The organism is Halapricum desulfuricans, from assembly GCF_017094465.1.
In the GTDB taxonomy this organism is placed as follows: domain Archaea; phylum Halobacteriota; class Halobacteria; order Halobacteriales; family Haloarculaceae; genus Halapricum.
Genome location: NZ_CP064791.1, coordinates 876,206 through 895,146, shown reverse-complemented (window position 1 = coordinate 895,146; position 18,941 = coordinate 876,206). Strand labels below are relative to the sequence as shown.

General features: G+C 63.4%; 21 protein-coding genes and 1 tRNA gene. 8 read left to right on the top strand and 14 right to left on the bottom strand.

Going from position 1 to position 18,941, the window contains the following annotated elements; translation table 11 throughout:
* Window positions 1-81: 81 nt before the first annotated feature.
* Genes HSEST_RS04615 through hisC form a run of 3 tightly spaced genes read right to left on the bottom strand, consistent with a single transcriptional unit; the run spans window position 82 to window position 2,281 of the window.
* A complete protein-coding gene (locus HSEST_RS04615; RefSeq protein ID WP_229122451.1) occupies window positions 82-690 on the bottom strand; it encodes a CDP-alcohol phosphatidyltransferase family protein in 609 nt (202 codons plus the stop codon).
* On the bottom strand, window positions 687-1,193 hold the full coding sequence (locus HSEST_RS04610; protein ID WP_229122449.1) for an adenylate kinase family protein: 507 nt from the start codon (window positions 1,191-1,193) through the stop codon (window positions 687-689). The genes HSEST_RS04615 and HSEST_RS04610 overlap by 4 nt, the downstream gene beginning before the upstream one ends.
* Window positions 1,190-2,281, bottom strand: a complete 1,092-nt coding sequence (gene hisC, locus HSEST_RS04605) for a histidinol-phosphate transaminase (RefSeq protein ID WP_229122448.1) — start codon at window positions 2,279-2,281, stop codon at window positions 1,190-1,192. The genes HSEST_RS04610 and hisC overlap by 4 nt, the downstream gene beginning before the upstream one ends.
* A gap of 145 nt (window positions 2,282-2,426) precedes the next feature.
* Here hisC and HSEST_RS04600 point away from each other — a divergent pair, with 145 nt between their 5' ends.
* From HSEST_RS04600 to HSEST_RS04590, 3 genes are all read left to right on the top strand, one after another.
* Window positions 2,427-3,062 carry a chemotaxis protein CheC gene (locus HSEST_RS04600; RefSeq protein ID WP_229122446.1) on the top strand — a complete coding sequence of 212 codons (636 nt, stop codon included), beginning with the start codon at window positions 2,427-2,429 and terminating at the stop codon, window positions 3,060-3,062.
* Between the two features lie 40 nt (window positions 3,063-3,102).
* Window positions 3,103-3,564: a transporter gene (locus HSEST_RS04595; protein ID WP_229122442.1), complete on the top strand. Its 462-nt coding sequence runs from the start codon at window positions 3,103-3,105 to the stop codon at window positions 3,562-3,564.
* Between the two features lie 132 nt (window positions 3,565-3,696).
* Window positions 3,697-4,566: a universal stress protein gene (locus HSEST_RS04590; RefSeq protein WP_229122440.1), complete on the top strand. Its 870-nt coding sequence runs from the start codon at window positions 3,697-3,699 to the stop codon at window positions 4,564-4,566.
* A gap of 42 nt (window positions 4,567-4,608) precedes the next feature.
* Here HSEST_RS04590 and HSEST_RS04585 read toward each other — a convergent pair whose 3' ends face one another.
* Complete coding sequence (locus tag HSEST_RS04585; RefSeq protein ID WP_229122438.1) at window positions 4,609-6,192, bottom strand: GMC family oxidoreductase; 1,584 nt, start codon at window positions 6,190-6,192, stop codon at window positions 4,609-4,611.
* Window positions 6,193-6,245: 53 nt separating this feature from the next.
* Window positions 6,246-6,974: a fumarylacetoacetate hydrolase family protein gene (locus tag HSEST_RS04580; protein WP_229122436.1), complete on the bottom strand. Its 729-nt coding sequence runs from the start codon at window positions 6,972-6,974 to the stop codon at window positions 6,246-6,248.
* A 74-nt stretch (window positions 6,975-7,048) separates the two neighbouring features.
* Between HSEST_RS04580 and HSEST_RS04575 the strand changes: the two genes are divergently transcribed.
* Window positions 7,049-7,672, top strand: a complete 624-nt coding sequence (locus tag HSEST_RS04575) for a DUF6663 family protein (protein ID WP_229122434.1) — start codon at window positions 7,049-7,051, stop codon at window positions 7,670-7,672.
* Window positions 7,673-7,709: 37 nt separating this feature from the next.
* Here HSEST_RS04575 and HSEST_RS04570 read toward each other — a convergent pair whose 3' ends face one another.
* Window positions 7,710-8,129, bottom strand: coding sequence for a universal stress protein (locus HSEST_RS04570; protein ID WP_229122433.1), 420 nt, complete (start codon window positions 8,127-8,129; stop codon window positions 7,710-7,712).
* A 65-nt stretch (window positions 8,130-8,194) separates the two neighbouring features.
* Entirely contained in the window at window positions 8,195-10,024 is a 1,830-nt protein-coding gene (locus HSEST_RS04565; RefSeq protein ID WP_229122431.1) for an SLC13 family permease, read from the bottom strand.
* A gap of 75 nt (window positions 10,025-10,099) precedes the next feature.
* On the opposite strand from HSEST_RS04565, the gene HSEST_RS04560 reads away from it, so the two are divergent.
* Window positions 10,100-10,624, top strand: a complete 525-nt coding sequence (locus HSEST_RS04560; RefSeq protein WP_229122427.1) for a hypothetical protein — start codon at window positions 10,100-10,102, stop codon at window positions 10,622-10,624.
* A 239-nt stretch (window positions 10,625-10,863) separates the two neighbouring features.
* Window positions 10,864-11,901, top strand: coding sequence for a tyrosine-type recombinase/integrase (locus HSEST_RS04555; RefSeq protein ID WP_229122425.1), 1,038 nt, complete (start codon window positions 10,864-10,866; stop codon window positions 11,899-11,901).
* A gap of 7 nt (window positions 11,902-11,908) precedes the next feature.
* Here HSEST_RS04555 and HSEST_RS04550 read toward each other — a convergent pair whose 3' ends face one another.
* From HSEST_RS04550 to HSEST_RS04530, 5 genes are all read right to left on the bottom strand, one after another.
* A complete protein-coding gene (locus tag HSEST_RS04550; RefSeq protein ID WP_229122423.1) occupies window positions 11,909-12,655 on the bottom strand; it encodes a S1 family peptidase in 747 nt (248 codons plus the stop codon).
* Window positions 12,656-12,890: 235 nt separating this feature from the next.
* Window positions 12,891-13,069 (bottom strand) — tRNA-Trp (locus tag HSEST_RS04545).
* 46 nt (window positions 13,070-13,115) lie between these two features.
* Complete coding sequence (locus HSEST_RS04540) at window positions 13,116-13,343, bottom strand: DUF5795 family protein (RefSeq protein WP_229122421.1); 228 nt, start codon at window positions 13,341-13,343, stop codon at window positions 13,116-13,118.
* Window positions 13,344-13,443: 100 nt separating this feature from the next.
* A complete protein-coding gene (locus tag HSEST_RS04535) occupies window positions 13,444-14,289 on the bottom strand; it encodes a DUF5794 domain-containing protein (protein WP_229122420.1) in 846 nt (281 codons plus the stop codon).
* A complete protein-coding gene (locus tag HSEST_RS04530) occupies window positions 14,289-14,501 on the bottom strand; it encodes a hypothetical protein (protein ID WP_229122419.1) in 213 nt (70 codons plus the stop codon). Before HSEST_RS04530 ends, HSEST_RS04535 begins: the two co-directional genes overlap by 1 nt.
* Before the next feature lie 287 nt (window positions 14,502-14,788).
* On the opposite strand from HSEST_RS04530, the gene guaB reads away from it, so the two are divergent.
* Window positions 14,789-16,279 (top strand): IMP dehydrogenase, encoded by a 1,491-nt coding sequence (gene guaB / locus HSEST_RS04525; RefSeq protein WP_229122417.1) that lies wholly within the window; start codon window positions 14,789-14,791, stop codon window positions 16,277-16,279.
* Here guaB and HSEST_RS14520 read toward each other — a convergent pair.
* Window positions 16,276-16,401 (bottom strand): hypothetical protein, encoded by a 126-nt coding sequence (locus HSEST_RS14520; protein ID WP_267491912.1) that lies wholly within the window; start codon window positions 16,399-16,401, stop codon window positions 16,276-16,278. The two genes, guaB and HSEST_RS14520, sit on opposite strands and share 4 nt — an antisense overlap.
* An 88-nt stretch (window positions 16,402-16,489) precedes the next feature.
* Here HSEST_RS14520 and HSEST_RS04520 point away from each other — a divergent pair, with 88 nt between their 5' ends.
* Window positions 16,490-17,194, top strand: coding sequence for a hypothetical protein (locus HSEST_RS04520; protein WP_229122415.1), 705 nt, complete (start codon window positions 16,490-16,492; stop codon window positions 17,192-17,194).
* A 27-nt stretch (window positions 17,195-17,221) separates the two neighbouring features.
* On the opposite strand, the gene HSEST_RS04515 is transcribed toward HSEST_RS04520, so the two are convergent.
* Window positions 17,222-18,931: an ABC1 kinase family protein gene (locus tag HSEST_RS04515; RefSeq protein WP_229122414.1), complete on the bottom strand. Its 1,710-nt coding sequence runs from the start codon at window positions 18,929-18,931 to the stop codon at window positions 17,222-17,224.
* Window positions 18,932-18,941: the final 10 nt, after the last annotated feature.

Sequence of the window (18,941 nt, the reverse complement as noted above, 5' to 3'; positions counted from 1 at the left end):
CCTGTGGATCGTGCATACTCGACGGCTACTGGCCCGCCGTTGATAAAGGCTCCCGTTACCGACAACGGGGTCAAGCGCCGATCACCGAAGGTCGCCCATCGCGTAGTAGAACCGCTGGAGCGCGGTGAGATGGCCCACGACGGCGAAGACGATCAGCAACCAGCCGACGACGGTGAACCCCTGGATCGGTTCGGTTACGACCACCGCGATCGCTCCGACGATACTGATCAGCACGAGCCGATCGGCACGACCGAGCAGTCCACCGTACACGCGATCCAGCCCGACCGCCTGGGCCTGGGTCCCGAGATACGAGGTCATCAGGACACCGGTCACCGCGGCGAGGCCGATGTCGTACCGGCCGATCCCCGCCGCGAGCCCGACGAGAATGATGATGTCGGCGTAGCGATCGAGGACGTGATCGAGCAGATCTCCGGCTTCGGAGGCCATCTCGAGCCGACGGGCGAGCGCGCCGTCGATCAGATCGAGCCCGCCGTTGAGGAACACGAGCAGGGCACCCACACCGTAGAAGATCGGCTGCTCGCCGCCGAGATAGAACGCTCCCGCGGCCGCGGCGGCGACGACGATTGCAAGCACGCTCACGCCGTTGGGCGTCAGGCCGAGTTTTGCGGCGAGGGTGACGAACGGGTTCAATACGCGATCCGCGAGCGATCGGTATTTGTCGAGCGTCATAGGTAGTCGGTGTAATCGACGGTGCCGGCACTCGGTTCGCGCTCGCCGGCGATCACGGCCTCGATCGCCGCCGCAACCGACTCGGGCGAGCGATCGGTCGTTTCGATCTCGTAGACGCTGTCCTCACCGTGGTTCTGGACCGCGTGGCCCAGGATGACGTCCAGCGCTTCGCTCTCGGCGTTTTCCCGGGCCGACTCCGCGGACTCGCCACGCTCGCGAAGCCGACGCTCGATCACGTCGGGTGCACACCGCAGGACGACCACCCTGTCGGCGTCGAACTCGTGAGCCAGGTGGGACTCGACGACGACGTCCTCGCGATCGCCGAGCCACGACTCGACGGCGTCCAGATCGGCGACCAGGGTGTCACGCTCGTCGTCGTGGCCCGTCGTCAGTTCCTGCTCGCGGATGACCTCGTTGAGGTGCACCACCTCGAAATCCGACGCAAGCAACTCCGTCGCGGTCGTCTTCCCGGTCCCGGGCGTCCCGGTGACGGCGACTCTCACGGGCGATCCCCTCGAACGTCGGCGAGTACCTCGTTGATCGTCTCGACGGCCCGGGGCGTCTCCGCACGCGTTCCGGTCGTGATCCGGATGTGCTCGGGCAGACCGAAGCTCGTACAATCCCGGACGATGACGCCCTCGCGCTGGCAGGCCTCGGCCACCGCCTCGGCGTCCCCGACCTCAGCGAGGACGAAGTTGCCGCCGCTCTCCCAGGTCGTCGCGTCGAGATGCTCGCGGATGTACTCGCGTCCCCAGCGGGCGGTCTCGATCGTCTCCTCGAGGAACGTATCGTCCTCGAGCGCGGCCAGTCCGGCCCGACAGGCGATCTCGCTGGCGGCGAAGGGCGTGTTCACGCGGGCGTAGGCGTCGCCCCACTCCTCGGGGGTGATCGCGTAGCCAAGCCGGATCCCGGCCAGCCCGTATGCCTTCGAGAACGAGTGGAGCAGGGCCACGTCGTCTCGCTCGCGGACGAGGTCAATCTTGCTCTCCCGTTCGCTGAACGGCTCGTAAGCCTCGTCGACGACGACCAGCGTCTGCTCGTCGGTCGCCTCGGCGATCCGTTCGACCTCGTCGATGGTGACCTCCGAGCCGGTCGGGTTGTGCGGGCTCGTCAGGTAGACGATTCGGTGCCCGTCGTAGGCATCCAGCACGCGCTCGGGCGACTGGTGGAAGCCGTCGGCCTCCGAGAGGTCGAACGTCTCGACGGTGCCGTGGTGGTATTTGGCGCTCATCCCGTGATACGTGAAGTCCGGATCGGGCACGAGCACGGCCTGGCCGGGTTCCAGTAACGCACGCGAGAGGTAATCGAGCGCGCCGTCGCCGCCGTTTGCCAGCCAGATCTGTTCGTCCTCGACCGCCCACTTCTCGGCGAGTTCCGCGATCAGGTCGGTATGAGAGGATTTCGGATAGTAGTGGACGTCCTCGGCAACGTTCCTGATCGCCTCGACGGCCTTCGGCGAGGGGCCGAGGGAGTTCTCGTTCGAGGAGAGTTTGATGAGTTCGTCCGGGTCCAGCCCCAAGTCCCGGGCGACTTCCTCGACTCCCCGTCCCGCCCGATAGACCGAGTGCATCGAGAGGTCCCGTGGTTCCATACTCGGGGCAAGCGGGCGGCGGGTCTTAAGCGTGCTCAAGGCGTCGTGCGACGTACCGGTGTGGCGGGCAAATCGTCATTGAATGGTCACCGGCCAAGGCTTACCGAAACGACTACCACGCGGGGCGCTGACTCACGGGTAGGGAATGCCGCTGTTGATCGACATCCGGAAGCTCCGGATCATAAACACGCTGATGAAACGGGGGACCGAGAACGTCACGCGATCGCTGTCGTCGCTCGCGGACGTCGAGGCGAACGTCGAGATCAAGAGCCTCTCGTTTGTCGAACCGGCCGACATCGCCGCCGAGATCGGCACCGACGAGATCTACAGCGCGTCGATCGACTTGCGCGAACCACCGTACGGCGTCTTTTTGCTGACGTTCCCGACCGAGACCGCCGTCGAGATCGCGACGCTGATGACCGGCTCGCCCGTCGAGAACGGCTTCAACCAGCTCCAGAAAAGCGCTCTCCAGGAGATGTGCAACATCCTCACCTCGGGGTTCATCGACGGAATCGCGAACACGCTCGGGACGACCATCGATATGGAGACCCCGGAGTTGCAGTACTCCAACGGCCAGGTCGTCGCCGAGGAGACACTCTCGCACGTCCGGCGGGACGCGCTGTCGATCGTGCTCGACTCGATGATCGACGTCGCCGACGAGGACGCCGCGTTCAAGATCCGGATCTTCCTGGTGCCCGACCCCGGGTCGTTCGTCAACCTGCTCGATCATCTCAGCGTCGAAGATATCTCCGACCGGACCGAATCCGCGGGCGAACTGTAAACCCTCCACATTCAAGGACGCGCCGCCCTCGAACGCGACTATGGATCCTGAACTCGCCGGGTTGTACGCGTTGCACGTGCTGTTCGCCGGCCTCTGGACCGGCGCGGTCGTCTTCGTGACGTGGGCGATACTGCCGCTTGCACGTGACGGCGGTCTCGACGCCGGGCCCCTCGGCTCGATCACGGGCCGGGTGAAACGCCTCTCGCGGATCAGTGCCGTACTGTTGGCGCTGACCGGCGTCCGGATGGCGATGGTGCTCGACTATACCGAGACGACGGTCCTTTTCGAGACGACGCGCGGATACCTCCTCGTCGGGATGATCGCCCTCTGGGTCATCCTGATGGGGCTCGTCGAGGTCGGTGCGGGCAAACTGACCGACGGGACCGGACGGCAAAAGGTGCGCGAGCCGGCCCGCAACGCCCGACCGTTCTTCCTCGCTGCGACGGTCGTCGCAACGCTGCTGCTCGTCGACGCCGGCCTGCTCGCTGCCGGAACGCTATGAGGGCGCTGGCGGACTTCCGAGGGTTGTCGCTTGCTCACGTGTCCGAACTCACGAGAGCTAGTCACAGACCGTCAGATACCGAGACACAGATCGATAGGTGAACTTATAGGATTGTATTCGAGATGGGAACCAATGAGCGTCAATTCGGACGGGTGCCCGTGGCCACAGCCACTGGATCACAAAGACATGGAATGGCCGTCGGAGGAACAGCGTGTCCTCGTCCCGTTTCGGGAGGCAGCTAACCGGACTGAGACGAGCCTCCTCGGTGGCAGTATCGCTTTCGGAACGGACGGAAAGCTGTATCTGCTCCACGCCGTCGAGGCGGACGCGACGACCGATCCCGACGCGATTCGCAAGGATGCCGAGGCGAAGCTGGCGGTCAAGCAAGCGTTCCAGATCCCCGTCGTCCAGCGGCGAGAGGTGTTTTCACCCGATCTCCTGGGTTCGTTTGTCGAGACACACGAGGTCACGAGCGTGCTCGTCGACGCCGAGGAAGAGAGCTTTTTCCATCAGGGAGGGGCCGACGAGACTGCCGGACTCGACTGTCACACGCTCGTCGGGACGCGGATGGACAGGTTCGAGTCACCCGAGACAGTGCTGGTCCCGGTCGACCGGGGACCCCACTCGGGAATCGCGACTCGGGTCGCCGAGGCGGTCGCGACCGCATACGACAGTCGCATCGAGCTGTTTCACGTAATCCGCGAGGACGCCACTGCCCAACAGCGGAACGACGCGACGAAACTACTGGACGCATACAGCTACCGCATCGACGACGATATCGACGTTACGTATCACGTAGAACACGACGCCGAGCCGGCGCGAGCGATCATCGATCGATCGGAGCGACACGATCTGACGGTCCTCGGTGCACCCGAAAAAGGGAAACTCAGGCGGTTTCTGTTCGGATCGACGGCGGATAGCGTCGTGGAAAACGCGGGATCGAAGCCGATTCTAGTCGCCCACCGGAACGGCACCGAGTCGCTGCTCTCACAGTGGTTCTGACGCGCCGGGTCGGCCGAGCAGCACGTCTGGTCGAAATAGAGGTTATCGCTGCGACAGCGTCTCTTCGAGGCGGTCCCCGATCCGCAACGCGAGTGCCGCGATCGTCAGCGTCGGGTTCATCGCGCCCGCGGTGACGAAGACGCTACTGGAGGCGATCCAGGCGTTGTCCAGATCGTGGGTCCGACACTGTGGATCGACGACGCTCGTCGCCGGATCAGCCCCCATTCGTGTGGTTCCCATGTGGTGGGCGGCCGGTCCCGTCGCGTCCGGGCCGACGACCCACTCGATGTCGGCGTCGAGTTCCCCGAGGATCGACCGCTGGATCTCGGTGGCCCGTTCGACCGTCCGGCGGTCGCGGTCGCTGATCGACCACTGGACGTCGGGGACGGGATTGCCGTGATCGTCCGTGCGGGAGGGATCGAGTGTGATCCGGTTGTCCGGTCTGGCCTCCTGCTGGACGAGCCCGGCGACTTCGAGGGTGTTTCCGTACGTCTCGCGTAGCGTCGCCAGCAGGTCGTCGCCCCAGTGGTCGGCTTCCGCCGCGGTCCGGGCCGGCGGTTGGCCGGCGTAGTTCACCAGTTCGAGCTTGATCGGGGGGTGATCGTCACTGTCGTAGAACTGGTGGGATTCGGTCGTGATAAACTCGACGTGGTGCTGGCGAGTGCGCCGATCGACCGTCCCGCCGACGCGCGCCCCGAGATGCTCGGTGAAGTACCGGCCGACGAGCCCCGAGGAGTTCGCCAATCCGTCCGGATAGTGGTCGCTCTTGGAGAGCAACAGCAGTCGCGGGATCTCCACGCCGCCGGCGGCGAGCACGAACTGCCGGGCTTCCTGACGGTGTTCGGTTCCGTCGGGCGTCGCGTACACGGCCGCCTGGATTCGGTCGGCGTCGTGTTCGAGACGCTGGACCGGCGCGCGGTCGATCACGCGAGCGCCGTTCGCCTGTGCACGCTCGAGGTGTACGCCGGCCTCGTATCTCGCCCCAGTCGGACAGACCGGCTTGCACGTCCCGAAACCCACGCACGCGCCGCGACCGTCGTACTCCTCGGAGTTGCGAGCGTTCGGTGCCGAGTGGGTCGCGATCTCCAGGGACTCACAGGCCTCCGCGAAGATCGAGTCGCTGTGGGAGGGTGGAAACGCGGGCATCGGAAACGGCTCCGCACGGGGCGGCCCGAACGGGTTGTCGTCGGCTCCAGCGACGCCGAGTTCGCGTTCCGCCTCGGCGTAGTACGGCCGGAGATCGGCATACGCGATTGGCCAGGGGTCGCCCCCGTTGCGGCCGTCGAAATCCCGCTCGTGCAGTCGAACGACCATCCCCTGCCAGGCCAGGGTCGTCCCGCCGACCCCCTTCACCCGGGTCCGATTCAGCGGGTAGTGGTCCGCTCCCGAGGAGGTGTAGGCGTCGCGCTCGCCGCCCACGTCCCAGACCGACTGTGGTGCGTGCGCCGGACGGAGCGACCGCTCCATGCGCTCGATGCGCCGCTCGCGATCGAACCGCGGGCCGGCTTCCAGCACGACGACATCGTAGCCTGCCGCCGTGAGACGGTCGGCAACGAGCGCGCCGGACGGTCCGGCCCCGACGATACAGACGTCCACGCGGTCGGACGGGCGTCGATCAGTGTCCATCCGCGACGGATTTAGGCAACCCTAAATTTAGGCGTTTCCATTCCAGTCCCAGTCTAGACGTCCTGGCGCACGTCGTGTTCGAGCGTGCCGATCCCCTCGATCTCGATCTCGACGTGATCGCCGTCGGTCAGCGGACCGACTCCCTCGGGCGTTCCCGTTGCGATCACGTCGCCCGGTTCGAGCGTCATGTAGGTCGAGATCTCGGCGATCAGCTCGGGAATCGAGAAGATGAAGTGCTCGATCGAGGAGGACTGTCGCGTCTCGCCGTCGACCCGGAGTTCGATAGCGGCGTCGTCGGGGATCTCCTCGGCCAACACGGGACCCATCGGGGCAGCGTTGTCGAAGGCCTTGCCCCGGACCCAGTTCTGCTCGCGCGACTGGTCGTCGCGGTTCGAGATGTCGTTGAAGCAGGTGTAGCCGCGGATCACGTCCTCGGCGTCCTCGGGGTCGACGTCCTTGCACTGTTCGTCGATGACGACCGCGAGTTCGGCCTCGTGTTCGACTCGGTCTTTGCCGTCCGGGAGTGTGATCGTCGAGCCGTGGCTGGCAACGGCGTTGGGCGGCTTGAGAAAGAGCAGCGGTCGGTCGGGCACGTCCTCGCCGCGTTCTTCGGCGTGTTTGGCGTAGTTGCGGCCCACGCAGACTATTTTCGTCGGCTCCGCGGGTTCGAGGACGTCCACCGCTTCGAGGTCGTACGCGTCGTCTCCGAAGTGGACGTGATCGTCGTGCAAGCGCCCGTTTCGAACGGTGCCAGCCGGATCGCGAAACCTGATGTCGTCCATACCCTCGCTATCGAGCGGTGGGGCAAAAGCCTGCGGGACCGGCCGCTTTTGTCCGTCGGGGGTGAACGGACCCTATGGACGAGCAACGCCCGGCCCGGGTGCTGACCGGACCCCACCAAGCGCACGGGAGCGACGAGCGGGTCCTGGGGCTGTTCGACCGGGAGCGATACGAGCCGGTCGAGGTCAGAATCGATAGTGACGGGTCCGCTGGCAGTCTCCGGCCCGGATATCTGCTCGACGTCGATCTCGAGTGGTCGGAGCCACGGCCGCACCTCGAGGATTTCACGCTGCGACGACCGACGCTGTATGCGTTCGCAGACGATATCGATCCCGTCTTCGAGGTCGCGCGGGACCTCTGGGAGGAGGCACGGGCCAGCGGCGACAGTATGAACAGCCGCCTCACCCGGAACACCGACAACGAAGTCAACGGCGTCTGCTACGTCTTCGCAGACAGCGGTAGCGCCGACCGCTTTCAGGAGTTCGAGGACGGATCGCGCCCGCTCGAGCCACTCGTCGACCGCGTCAACGAGTCCGACGAACCGGCCCCGCGTGAAGCGTTCGTCCTCCGGCCAGCCGACGGTGCGTTCGTCGTCGTGACGATCGCGCTCGAGAAGGGCGGTCACTTCGCCGACACGCTCCGGGAAACGTACGATCTGGACAGACCTGCAGAACCGCTTGCGTCAGCTACCCACCGCTGAAGCAGTGGCCTGTCGATGAACAGGGATCGTCGCCTCGTTACTGCCTCGTCTCGCCCGTATCCGAGACGACGGTGACGGGAACGCTGGCGGCGTCGATGACAGCCTGCGCGGCACTGCCGCGGGTGAGTTCCTCGAGCAGTCCCTTCGGTGTGTGCCCCATCACGATGTGCGTCACGGTCACGTCAGCGGCCAGTTCGATCACGTCCTGTCCGATGCGGGAGCGCGAGCGGGCGAGGCCGTGCCCGACGTATTCGAGCGAGACCGTCGCGGCCACGTCCGCGGACTGGACGCGGTCGCGTATCTCGTCTCGGATCCGCTTTGCGGTCCCGTCGGCCGTCTCCTCGTCGACCAGATGGACGATATAGAGATCTTCCTCCAGCGCCCGTCCCAGATCGATCGCCGTTTCGAGCACCCGATCCCGGAGGGGGCCGCTCGCGACTGGCACCAGGATTGTCATCGTCGACAGTTAGCGCTCCGATCACAAAGGAATATGCCCTCCAGTCCGGCTCTATGTGGTGCCGATCACACGCCCCAGATCGCCGCGATACCCAGCGTCGTCACCACGGCCAGCAGCAACTGCAACGGCGCACCGATCCGCACGTAGTCGGTGAACCTGTACCCGCCCGGGCTGTAGACCATCAGGTTCGTCTGATAGCCCATCGGCGTCATGAACGCCGTCGAACCCGCGAACGTGACCGCAAGCACGAACGCGAACGCGTTCGCACCGAGGTCCGTCGCCGTCGAGACGGCGATCGGCAACACCAGCGCGACGCTGGCGACCGGCGTGATGAGGTTCGCGAGCAACCCGGTCAGCAGGTAGAACAGCGCGACCGTCCCGATCGCTGGCAGCACTGTCGACACGTCGGTGATGTGCGCAGCGAGGTACGCCGCTCCACCGGTCCGATCCATCGCCAGCCCGAGCGGGATCACGCCCGCGAGCAGGAAGATCACTTCCCAGTTGACGGCCGCGTAGGCCCGTTCCGGATCGATGATGCCGAAGACGACCATCGCCACGACGCCCCCGAGCGCCGCGACCGGGATGGCGAGCAGATCGGCCGCGGCGACCCCGATTACGCCGAGGACGATCCCGATAGCGAGCCCCGCCTCGCGCCAGTCGATCGGCTCCGGCTCCGAGAGTCCGTCGCCGACGGCCTCGGTGACGAGCAACTCCCCCGCCTCTTCGAGATGGTCGATCCCGCTCTGGGTCGCATAGAGCAACAGCCCATCCCCTCCAGAGAGCACCACGTCGGCGACGTCTTCGACGACGAGCGATCCGCCGCGGCGAGCGGCCAGTACTGTCGCGTCGAATCGTTCCTCCAGGCGAGCGTCGCCGACCGCCTGCCCGATCAGTCCCGACCCGGCCGGAACGATCACCTCCGCGAGCGTCCCCCGGCCTGAACCCAGTGCCAACTCCTCCTCGGTCACCTCAGCCTGTGGCAGCCGACGGAGCCCGGCCACGTCGACGAACGACTCGGCGACCGGCGTTTTCGCCCGGATCGTCAGCACGTCGCCGGCCTGTATCGACCGGTCGGTACGGGCAGCGACGAACGTCTCGTCGCCCCGGAGTAGCTGCAGGATCTTGACCGCGTCCGTGCGCGCTTCGGCCGGCGTGAGCCCGACCAGCGAGGACGACTCCGGGACGTACACCCGGGAGAGTCGTCCCCCGAGACCGAATTCCTCGGTGAGGTCGTGGGGTTCGATCCGGGATGGCAACAGCAGCGGTCCGACCGTCAAGAGGTAGACCGAGCCGACCGCGAGCACGAGCAGCCCCAGCGGCGTGAACTGAAACATCGAGAACGGCGTGCCGGCCACGCCGAGATCGGCCGCGATCGAGCTCGCGAGCAAGTTCGTCGACGTGCCGATCAGCGTCAGCGTCCCGCCGAGCATCGCCGCGTAGGACAGGGGGATGAGGAACTTCGAGGGCGAGGTGTGGGTCCGGTCGGCCAGGTCCGTGATCATCGGGATAAACAGCGCGACGACCGGCGTGTTGTTGACGACGCCGGCCAGCGGCCCGGTGATGCCGACGGTCGCGCCGAGCAGTCGACCTCGGCTGTCGCCCGCGTACCGTGCGACGACGTGTTCGAGTCGGTCGACCACGCCCGTCCGCTGGACGCCCGCACTGAGGATGTACATTGCGAGGATCGTGATCGTCGCGGTGCTGGCAAAGCCGGAGAGCGCTGCGTCGGCGTCGACGCCGGTGTAGCCCCGCAGGACGACCAGCGTGACGAGCACCGATAGCGCCGTGATGTCGCTCGGGATCGCCTCGCTGACGAACAGGACCACCGCGACAGCGACGATCGCAAACACGACGGCGATCTCGATCGTCAGCGTCGGCCCGGCCTGCAAGAGCATTGTGCCGAATTCGTCGAGGGGCTACGTCAACGTTCGGATAGCGTTCAAGACCCCGGGGACGCAAGCACCGACACCGTGGACGAACTCATCGATACGTACCTCGACGCCTACGAACGGACCCAGGGTGTGCTCCCGGAGCGACTGGACGAGATCGGTGCCACCTACCGTGAACAGGGGTATCTCACCCGCGATCAGTTGTACGACCTCGCCTACGAGAACTCGACCCGGAGCGCCTATCACGTCGAATCCAACCCGCCAGAGCGGTGTCGCGAGGTGACGGCGAACGTCCGTACAGTCGACGGGGACTTCTCGAAGATACAGCTGTTGACCGGTCTCAGCGGGTTCAAAGCGCCGACGGCCTCGGCCGTACTCACGGCATTAGACCCCGAGCACCACGCCGTGGTCGATACCCGCGTCTGGGCGAGCCTCGACCGCCTCGAGTATCTCGACGGTCGCAAGGAATCGTTCGACGCGGCCGACTACGTGACGATGATCGAACCGATCCGAGAAATCGCATCCGAAACCGGCTATACCCCTGCAGAGGTGGGGTACGCCCTGTTCGCGTACGACGAGGACGTTCGCGAGGGGACGCTTCATTAAGTCTCTGTACGTCCAGACGAGTTTCAATCCCAGTTCGGGATTGAAACCTGGCTTCGACTGGATGGCGATCAGCTGGGAGATTGTGTTGCAAGAATCAGAAAAACCCACAGACTACACTACGTTCGTTTGAGAACGTGGTATAAGTACGGAGTGGGGTCGGAGGGATGTTTCACTCCCGATCGGGTGATAGTTGGCGGAGATGCTGCCTGAACTGCTTGCGGTCATAGGGAGACAGACCTATGACACGATCGATAGAACCGAAATACGCACGCGAGTTGTTCCTTGAATCGAAGCACGGTGAGATCAAACAATCAAGCGTCAGGGCATACCGCTACCCGACCAAGCACTTTATCGAGTTCTTGGACGAGGCAGATATTGACTCGATGGCCGACGTGGACGGTTTTCATCTTGAACAGTGGCGACTACGCCGAAAGCGGGAGGACATTTCTGATGCTACCCTGAAAACGAACTGCAAACACATCCGTCATTTTCTCAATTGGTGTGAGGATAAGGAGATCGCACAGGATGGATTAGCAGGCAAGCTCACGATCCCCAACGTAGCAGAATCCAAAATGGTGTCCAGCGAGAAGCTCCCGCTCGCGCAGGCCGAAGAAATGCTGGAGCATCTGGATACATACGAATATGCTACTCTCTATCATACATTGTTCGAGGTGATGTGGGAGACTGCGTGTCGCATCAGTGGCGCGATGGCGTTTGATGTTGAAGACTTCGTTCATAACCCGGAACCAACAGCGGAGAACCCTGATCCGAATCCGTATCTCAAGTTTCGGGATCGGCCCGAACAGGGGACCGCGCTCAAAAATGGGAAGAAAAGCGAACGTAATGTCACAATCAGCGAGCGGTCAGCCAAAATACTGGTAAAATACCTCAGCCATCATCACAAGGACTTGGCCGACGAGTACGGGCGTACACCTCTGTTCTGTACTGACTACAAACGCCTCTCCAGACAGCGGGCATACAAGGCAATCAATCGGTACACGAGGCCGTGTATTTACTCAGGGAATTGTCCGCACGGTCGGAAAATCGACGCTTGTGAAGCCTATGTGAACAACAAGAAGGCGATGCAATGTCCATCTTCGAAGTCATTACATCCAATTCGGCGTGGTTCGATAACGCATCATCTCAAACGTGGCTGGCCGAAGGAAGCTCTCGCTGAGCGGGTGGATGTGAGCGTTGAGGTGTTGGAGAAACACTACGACGCGAGAACGCACGAAGACAAGCGAGAAGGGCGGCGTCGGTATGTGGAGTTACTATAACGCCTTTCTACTCAGACTTTGTTATCTCTTTTATCAGCTCGGCATACCACTCTGTGTTCAGATTGAGCGGGCCTTCAGAAGGATTATGATTTGATTGCATCGTCGCAGAGTGAATCCCAATAAAATGCATCTGCTGGCGACCACCAACGACAGGCCCGTCCTCAGTATGCTGGATTGGTGATGGACGAGTAAGCACTGGACTCCCACTTGTACCGGAGTGCATATCAGCATCAATTGCAAAACACGGCAGACCTTGGAACGGTGCTCCATATGGACTGGCAATTACTGCATTTCTACTCACTGGAAGATACGGCGAATTTCCTCGTATTGGGTACCCTATGACCATTGCTTCTTGTCCAGGTTTCAATATAATATCATCTGGCTTAAGTTGAGTATAGCTTAGATAGTGGGTTCCAATATTATCGAAATCAACATCCAGATCCAGGGGGATTGCAACTACATCAATATCTCTCCCTTTTGGATGTTCCAGCCAGGATGGTTCACCCCCAGAATGTAATTTAATATCGCGATGATTAACTTTTGTAATATCTTGTCTTGAAGGACGGGTTAATATCCTAATTGTATCTGAGATTGGAGCACCATCTTCATTTGCGACAACGTGATAGTTGGTTATAAGATAGGTCTGTTCCCCTATAGAAAAGAAAAATCCAGTTGCGTGTCCTGACTTGTCAGGATACTGAATTGGTGTGACAACTGTATAGATTGGATCGATACTTTGACTCGGAACTGACATAGCTAACGGTATCACATCTATTATAATATTGCTTTTGCCACAGAACTATCCAAATCAGAAATGATATTACCAGCAAATATATCTTCTATCTCATATCCTGTTAACTACGGGAAGGGCGGCCGCCCCCATCGCTAAGGGGTTCATATCGTCCCGGATTCAATACCCTTTGTTCATTTAAATCAACAATCACAGAAGCACCGCTGTCTGGCGGTTTCGTCTGGATGGAATAAGGATGTGGGGTCGGAGGGATTTGAACCCCCGATCGACTGATATCTCCGGTTGGCGCCTCGGAACTCCAGAGGGTCATCAGCGCGACCGATGATCAGTCGGTCGCTCAGTATATCAGTCTGGAGTTTCGTCCCGGGCACCGTTGCCTCTGGAGTCAGTCGCCATGCCGGGCTTGGCCACGACCCCGCACACTCCCGTAAGAACAATCCCCCTAAAGGGATTTCGGTTCCCGTCACTCGCGGTCAGTCTCGGACCAGTCGCAGTCCTGGCACTTGTAGCCGGTGACGAACTCCGTGACTGTCGGCATGTAGCCGACGGAGATGACGTCACCGCCACACTCGGGACACGTCCGGTCCGTATCTTCGATCGCCTCGGCGTCCATCACGTCCTCGCCCTCGACCAACTCGGCCAGTCGCTTCGGCGTGACCATCCGACCCTGCACGACGCGGTTCTGACTCATATCCGGACGTTGGCGAGGACAATCCTAAGTGTTCCCTTCCCGGCAGTGGCTCGCCGGGCACACTGGCTACCGCCGGCGACGTCGCGCCTCCGATCGTCGATCAGAGCCAGGGGGCCTGATAGCCGTCGTCGTCGCCGACGTCGAAGGTGTCGCCGTCGGAGGTGTCCTCGCGACCGCCGTTCGTGACGGCGGGATTCGACTGGGAACGGGGGCGAGACCCGTCGGGATCGAACGCCAGCAGCGCCGTCAGCGCCAGCACGATCAACGCGATGGGGACGTTGCCGGGGACGAGCCCGAACATCGACAGCGGGAGCAAGCCGAGTGCGACTGCACTCCCGAACCGGAAGCGATCCAGATCGACGATCCGGCGGAGCCGCGGCCCGGCGACGGCGACCAGCAGCGCGAAGGTCACGCCGACGAGGCCGGCGGCCACTCCGCGAGCGACGAGTCCGATATCCGTCGAGACGACGACCGTCGCGTTGGACGGGTCGACGCTCGCGAGCAGACCGAGCGCGACGATCATGGCGGGCCTGGGCATGAGATCACCGATCCGCGAGCTGGCAGTTTTGGCGGCGACCGCGAGGATCACGACCGCGGCGAACCGCTTGAACACCTCGAGATCGAGGACGCTCTCGATGGTCGGTGCGATCGCCGCCTCGATCCCGGCAACGGTCACGAGAACGGCACCGACGGCGAGGATCTTCGGCACTTGCTCGCGCGGTCCACCCTCCATGTCCGCGAGGATGACGGCGACGGTGGCGCTCCCGCCGAAGACCAGCAGGCCGACTTCCAGAATCCCGAGCGGGCCGTCGATCGCACCCGCGAGGACGAGTGCCGGGAACAGGCCGTCGACCAGCGGCAGACACATGACCGTCGCTAGCAACCGCGTGGCACCACCGACTTGCCGCTCGATGGCGAGCGCGATCGGGTGTTGAGAGCTACTCATCAGGCGGCAGGGCCGTCTCCCGTGGCCTGTGGGTACTCACGCACGCGCCGCCGGTACCGCGGTCGAGCCCGAAAGACGCGTGTGAACTCCGCCCAGTCCGCCCGATTGCGGTCGAAATTGCCCACCGATTTGCAGAATGTATTCGAACACGGGTCCGCGAGCTGCATCTGGACGCTGATACCCGTCGGCGTGGTGGGACTGACGGAGTCCATACATGAACAATCGTCTCAAATGAGTAAAAGCGTTGTGTGAGAATTGGCCGCAAGCCACAGACACACGTCCGAAAGACAAGCCGTTATTCCAGAGATATAGATCACTATTCGCCGGGAAACCGCGCACTCGTAAACGATAATGATTATTCCTAATAGTTCTGCAGTTGTTGGAGACGGGAGATCTGTTCGGGTGCGGACATCTCTGTGGGCCGGTGACGACCTTGCCAACAGGTCACAGAACGTTCGCGTCTCGCAACGTTTTTGGGAGGGCGAGGCGGACCGTTTACATGGCGAACGATCCACAGCCTTTCTCGGCGAAACTGGACGTACCGGAAGCGTTGACCTTTGACGACGTGCTTCTCAGGCCCAAGGAGAGCCGCGTCGAACCCGACGAGGCGGATCTATCGACACGCGTCTCGAAAAACGTCGAGCTGCAGGTCCCAGTGCTGTCGGCGGCGATGGACACTGTCACGACGAGCGACATGGCGATTGCGATGGCCCGACAGGGCGGGCTCGGGGTCATCCACCAGAATATGGACATCGACCGGATGGTCGCCGAGATCGAGCGCGTCAAGCGCGCGGACGAACTCGTCATCCGCGACGTCGTGACCGCACGACCGGACCAGACAGTCCGGGAGGTCGACGCGATGATGCAGGAGCGGGGCGTCTCCGGCGCGCCGGTCGTCGACGAGGACGACGAGGTGCTCGGGATCATCTCGGGGACGGACATCCGGCCGTACCTGGAGGTCGGCGAGGCGGACGAGGTTCGGGAAGCCATGACCGACGAGGTCATCACGGCCGCCGAAGACGTCACGCCTCGCGAGGCCCTGGAGCTAATGTACGAGCACAAGATCGAACGCGTCCCGCTGGTCGACGAGCAGAACCGGCTGGTCGGACTCATCACGATGCAGGGGATCCTCCAGCGTCGGGAGTACGACGACGCCGCGCGCGCCGATGACGGCTCGCTCCGCTGTGGGGTCGCCGTCGGCCCCTTCGAGCAGGAGCGGGCAGTCGCCGCCGACGAGGCCGGCGCCGACGTCGTCTTCATCGACTGTGCCCACGCCCACAACCTAAACGTCGTCGAGAGCGCCCGCGAAATCAAATCGAAGGTCGAAGCCGACGTCGTCGTCGGTAACGTCGGCACTCGGGAGGCTGCCGAGGACCTCGTCGACTTCGCCGACGGGCTGAAAGTCGGGATCGGTCCCGGATCGATCTGTACCACGCGGGTCGTCTCCGGAGCGGGGATGCCCCAGATCACGGCCGTCACGGAGGTCGCAGACGTCGCCGCCCAGCACGACGTGCCAGTAATCGCCGACGGCGGCATCCGCTATTCGGGCGACGCCATCAAGGCCATCGCGGCCGGCGCGGACGCGGTCATGCTCGGCTCGTATTTCGCCGGGACCGACGAGGCACCCGGCCGAGTCATCACGATGAACGGCAAGAAGTACAAGCAGTACCGCGGGATGGGCAGCGTCGGCGCGATGTCCTCGGGCGGTGGCGAGCGCTATCTCAAGGACGTCGACGACCAGGACGAGGAGGAGTACGTTCCCGAGGGCGTCGAGGCCGCGACGCCGTACAAGGGGTCGCTCGCGTCGGAACTGCACCAGCTGGTCGGCGGCATGCGGTCGGGGATGGGATACGTCGGCGCCGAGACGATCCCCGAATTCAAACAGCGCTCGGAATTCGTCCGCGTCTCCAGTGCAGGCCACCAGGAGAGCCACCCCCACGACGTGATGATCACCGACGAAGCACCCAACTACCGACCCGACGACAGCTAGAGGGACTTCCCGGCCGACTCGCAGGCCGGACTGCAGTACCCGTTTTCGGCGGCGTTCGCGCTCGGGTGTGCGCGGAACGATTCACCACAGTGCTCGCAGGTGTAGGTCTCGAACTCGGACATGGCGGCCGGATGTACGATCGCCGGACGCAAAACAGTAACTCCGGACGATTCGGAGTCCATTTCAATCCCTGGCTGGAACTACCCGGAAATGAGCCTGCGCGACGACGGACCGCCGGATCCGATGCTCGTCCTCCGGAGTTTCGGTCGGATCGCGATCAGTGATGCGCTGACTATCGTCGTGTTGAGCGTGCTGTACTCGATGGCCTCGCTGTCGATTATCACCATCGGGCCCGCACTGCTGGCGCTGATGGACGCCTTCTACGCGTCGGTCTCTCACACCGGAACCGGGGGCGGCGCGCCGGACTCGGTGGCGGGCCGGGCGTCACATTTCGTCGGCTCGATCTGGACGTATCTGCGGTATGGAATCCCGTACACGGTCGTCATCCTCGTGGCGCTGTTCGGGGGCTACATATACATCCGGCTCGCGCTGTTCGGCGAGTCGGTCCAGTCACTGATCGTGAGCGTACTCGGCCTCTACGCCGTCGTGATCGTCCTGGTGTTGCTGTTTCGGGCCGCCGACATCGTCGTTCGGGAGGACAAGTCCGACCGGCCGGGCTTTATCGGCGGTCTGCGACTGGCCTGGTCGTCGCTGGGGTCGAACGTTCCGTACTCGATCATCCAGATCGTCGTCGCGATCGCTGTGACGGTCGTTCCGATCTTCGCGCTCTCGCCGCTCGTGCTCGTGTTCGCCCTGCCGGGACTGCTCGCGCTGCTCGAACTGCTGGCGTACGAGGAGCTATCGGGGGCCGGCGCGAAGGCGATCCGCTTCGCGTATCTGGATCCACAGGAGTAGGTCGCCGCGAACGAGGCGACCGGAGGATCACTCGTCGGCGTCTTCGCCGTCGAACGGACCGAGCGGGGGGCCGTTGTCCGATCCGCCGCTGGGCTGGCGCATCTGCTGGCGGGTGAACTGCGGTTTCGCCCGGATTCCGCGCTGCTTGCGGAACGAGCGATAGAGCAAGACCGCAGCGACGAGACTACCGGCTCCGGCGACGGCAGTCGCCTCGATCGTCGAGAGCGCGAACAGTAGCGCGGTCGAGGCGATCCCACTCGCCAATAGCAGTCCGAGGACGATCCGCCCGGCGAGCACGTCGAGCAGGTCATCGGAGTCCTCGATGTCGGCCCGCACGTAGAACTCCTCGCGTTCGATGCGATCGAGCGCGGATTCGAGTTTCGGCGGGATCCGCATCGTCGAGCGCGCGGCGTCCTGAACCTCGCCTGCCCGGTCGCGGACGAACTGTCGGGCGCTCTCCTCGAAATACCCTTCCTCCCGGAGGAAGTCGGTCGCGACCGAGATGAAATCGAAGTCGGGGTCGAGCGTCACGCAGACCCCCTCGACGACGGTCGCGACCCTGAGGACGAGCGCGAGATTCGCCGGCAGGCGAAGCGGGAACTCGTAGATCGTGTCCTCGACCTGCTGGACGATCTGCTGCACCCGGTACTGTTCGATGTCTTCCCCGCGGGCGTCGGCGATAGCCAGTTCCATCACGTCGGCCATCACCTGCCGGTCGGCCTCGGGTGAGAGCGTTCCCATCTCGATCAGGGCGTCGAGGATCGCGTCGATGTCCTGCTCGGCGACCGCAGTGTAGAACTCGACGATTTTCTCCTGGATGAACGGGTCGACCCGACCGCTCATCCCGAAGTCGTAGAACACGAGCGTCCCGTCGTCCTGGACAGCGAGATTGCCCGGGTGGGGATCAGCGTGGAAGACACCGTCCTCGACGATCATCTGGAAGTACGCCCGCTCGAGAGTCTCCGCGAGTTGCGTCCGGTCGATCCCCTTCTCGTCGAGCGTGTCGATATCGTCGATTTTCGTGCCCGGGATGTACTCCATCGTGAGCACGCGCCCGGTCGAGTGGCTCTCGACGACCGGCGGGATGGCGATCCGGTCTTCCTCGGCGAAGTTCGAGCGGATCTCGGTCAGCATCTCGGCCTCGCGGCCGTAATCCATCTCCTCGCGGATCGTCGTGGCGAACTCGTCGGCCAGCGTCTCCAGGGAGAACGACCGGGAATCGTCGACGAAGTACATCACGACCGGAAGCGTCCACCGGATCACCCGGAGATCGGCCTCGACGAGGTCCTCGACGCCCGGTCGACGCACTTTCACCGCGACGGGGTCGCCATCGACTTCAGCGTAGTAGACCTGCCCGAGGCTAGCCCCGCTGATCGATTCGGTATTGAAGTCGCTGAACGCCTCCGAAACGGGTCCAATCTCCGATTCGATGACTTCACGAGCCCGCTCCCAGTCGGCGGGCGGGACCCGGTCTTGCAGTTTGGAGAACTCCTCGACGTACTCCGGCGGGAGGACGTCCGGTCGGGTCGACAGCAGTTGCCCGAGTTTGATGAACGTCGGTCCGAGCGTCAGCAGCGTTTCGAGCAACACCTGTGCACGCTGGCGGCGCTGCTCGGGCGTGACGCGACGACTCGATCCAACGAGGAGATAGCGACGGCGGTCGCGCGCGTAGGCGATCGCCAGCGGGAGGAACTGGCGAACGACTGTGAAGAACCGCCGGTAGGCACGGAGATTCACCGACAGGCCA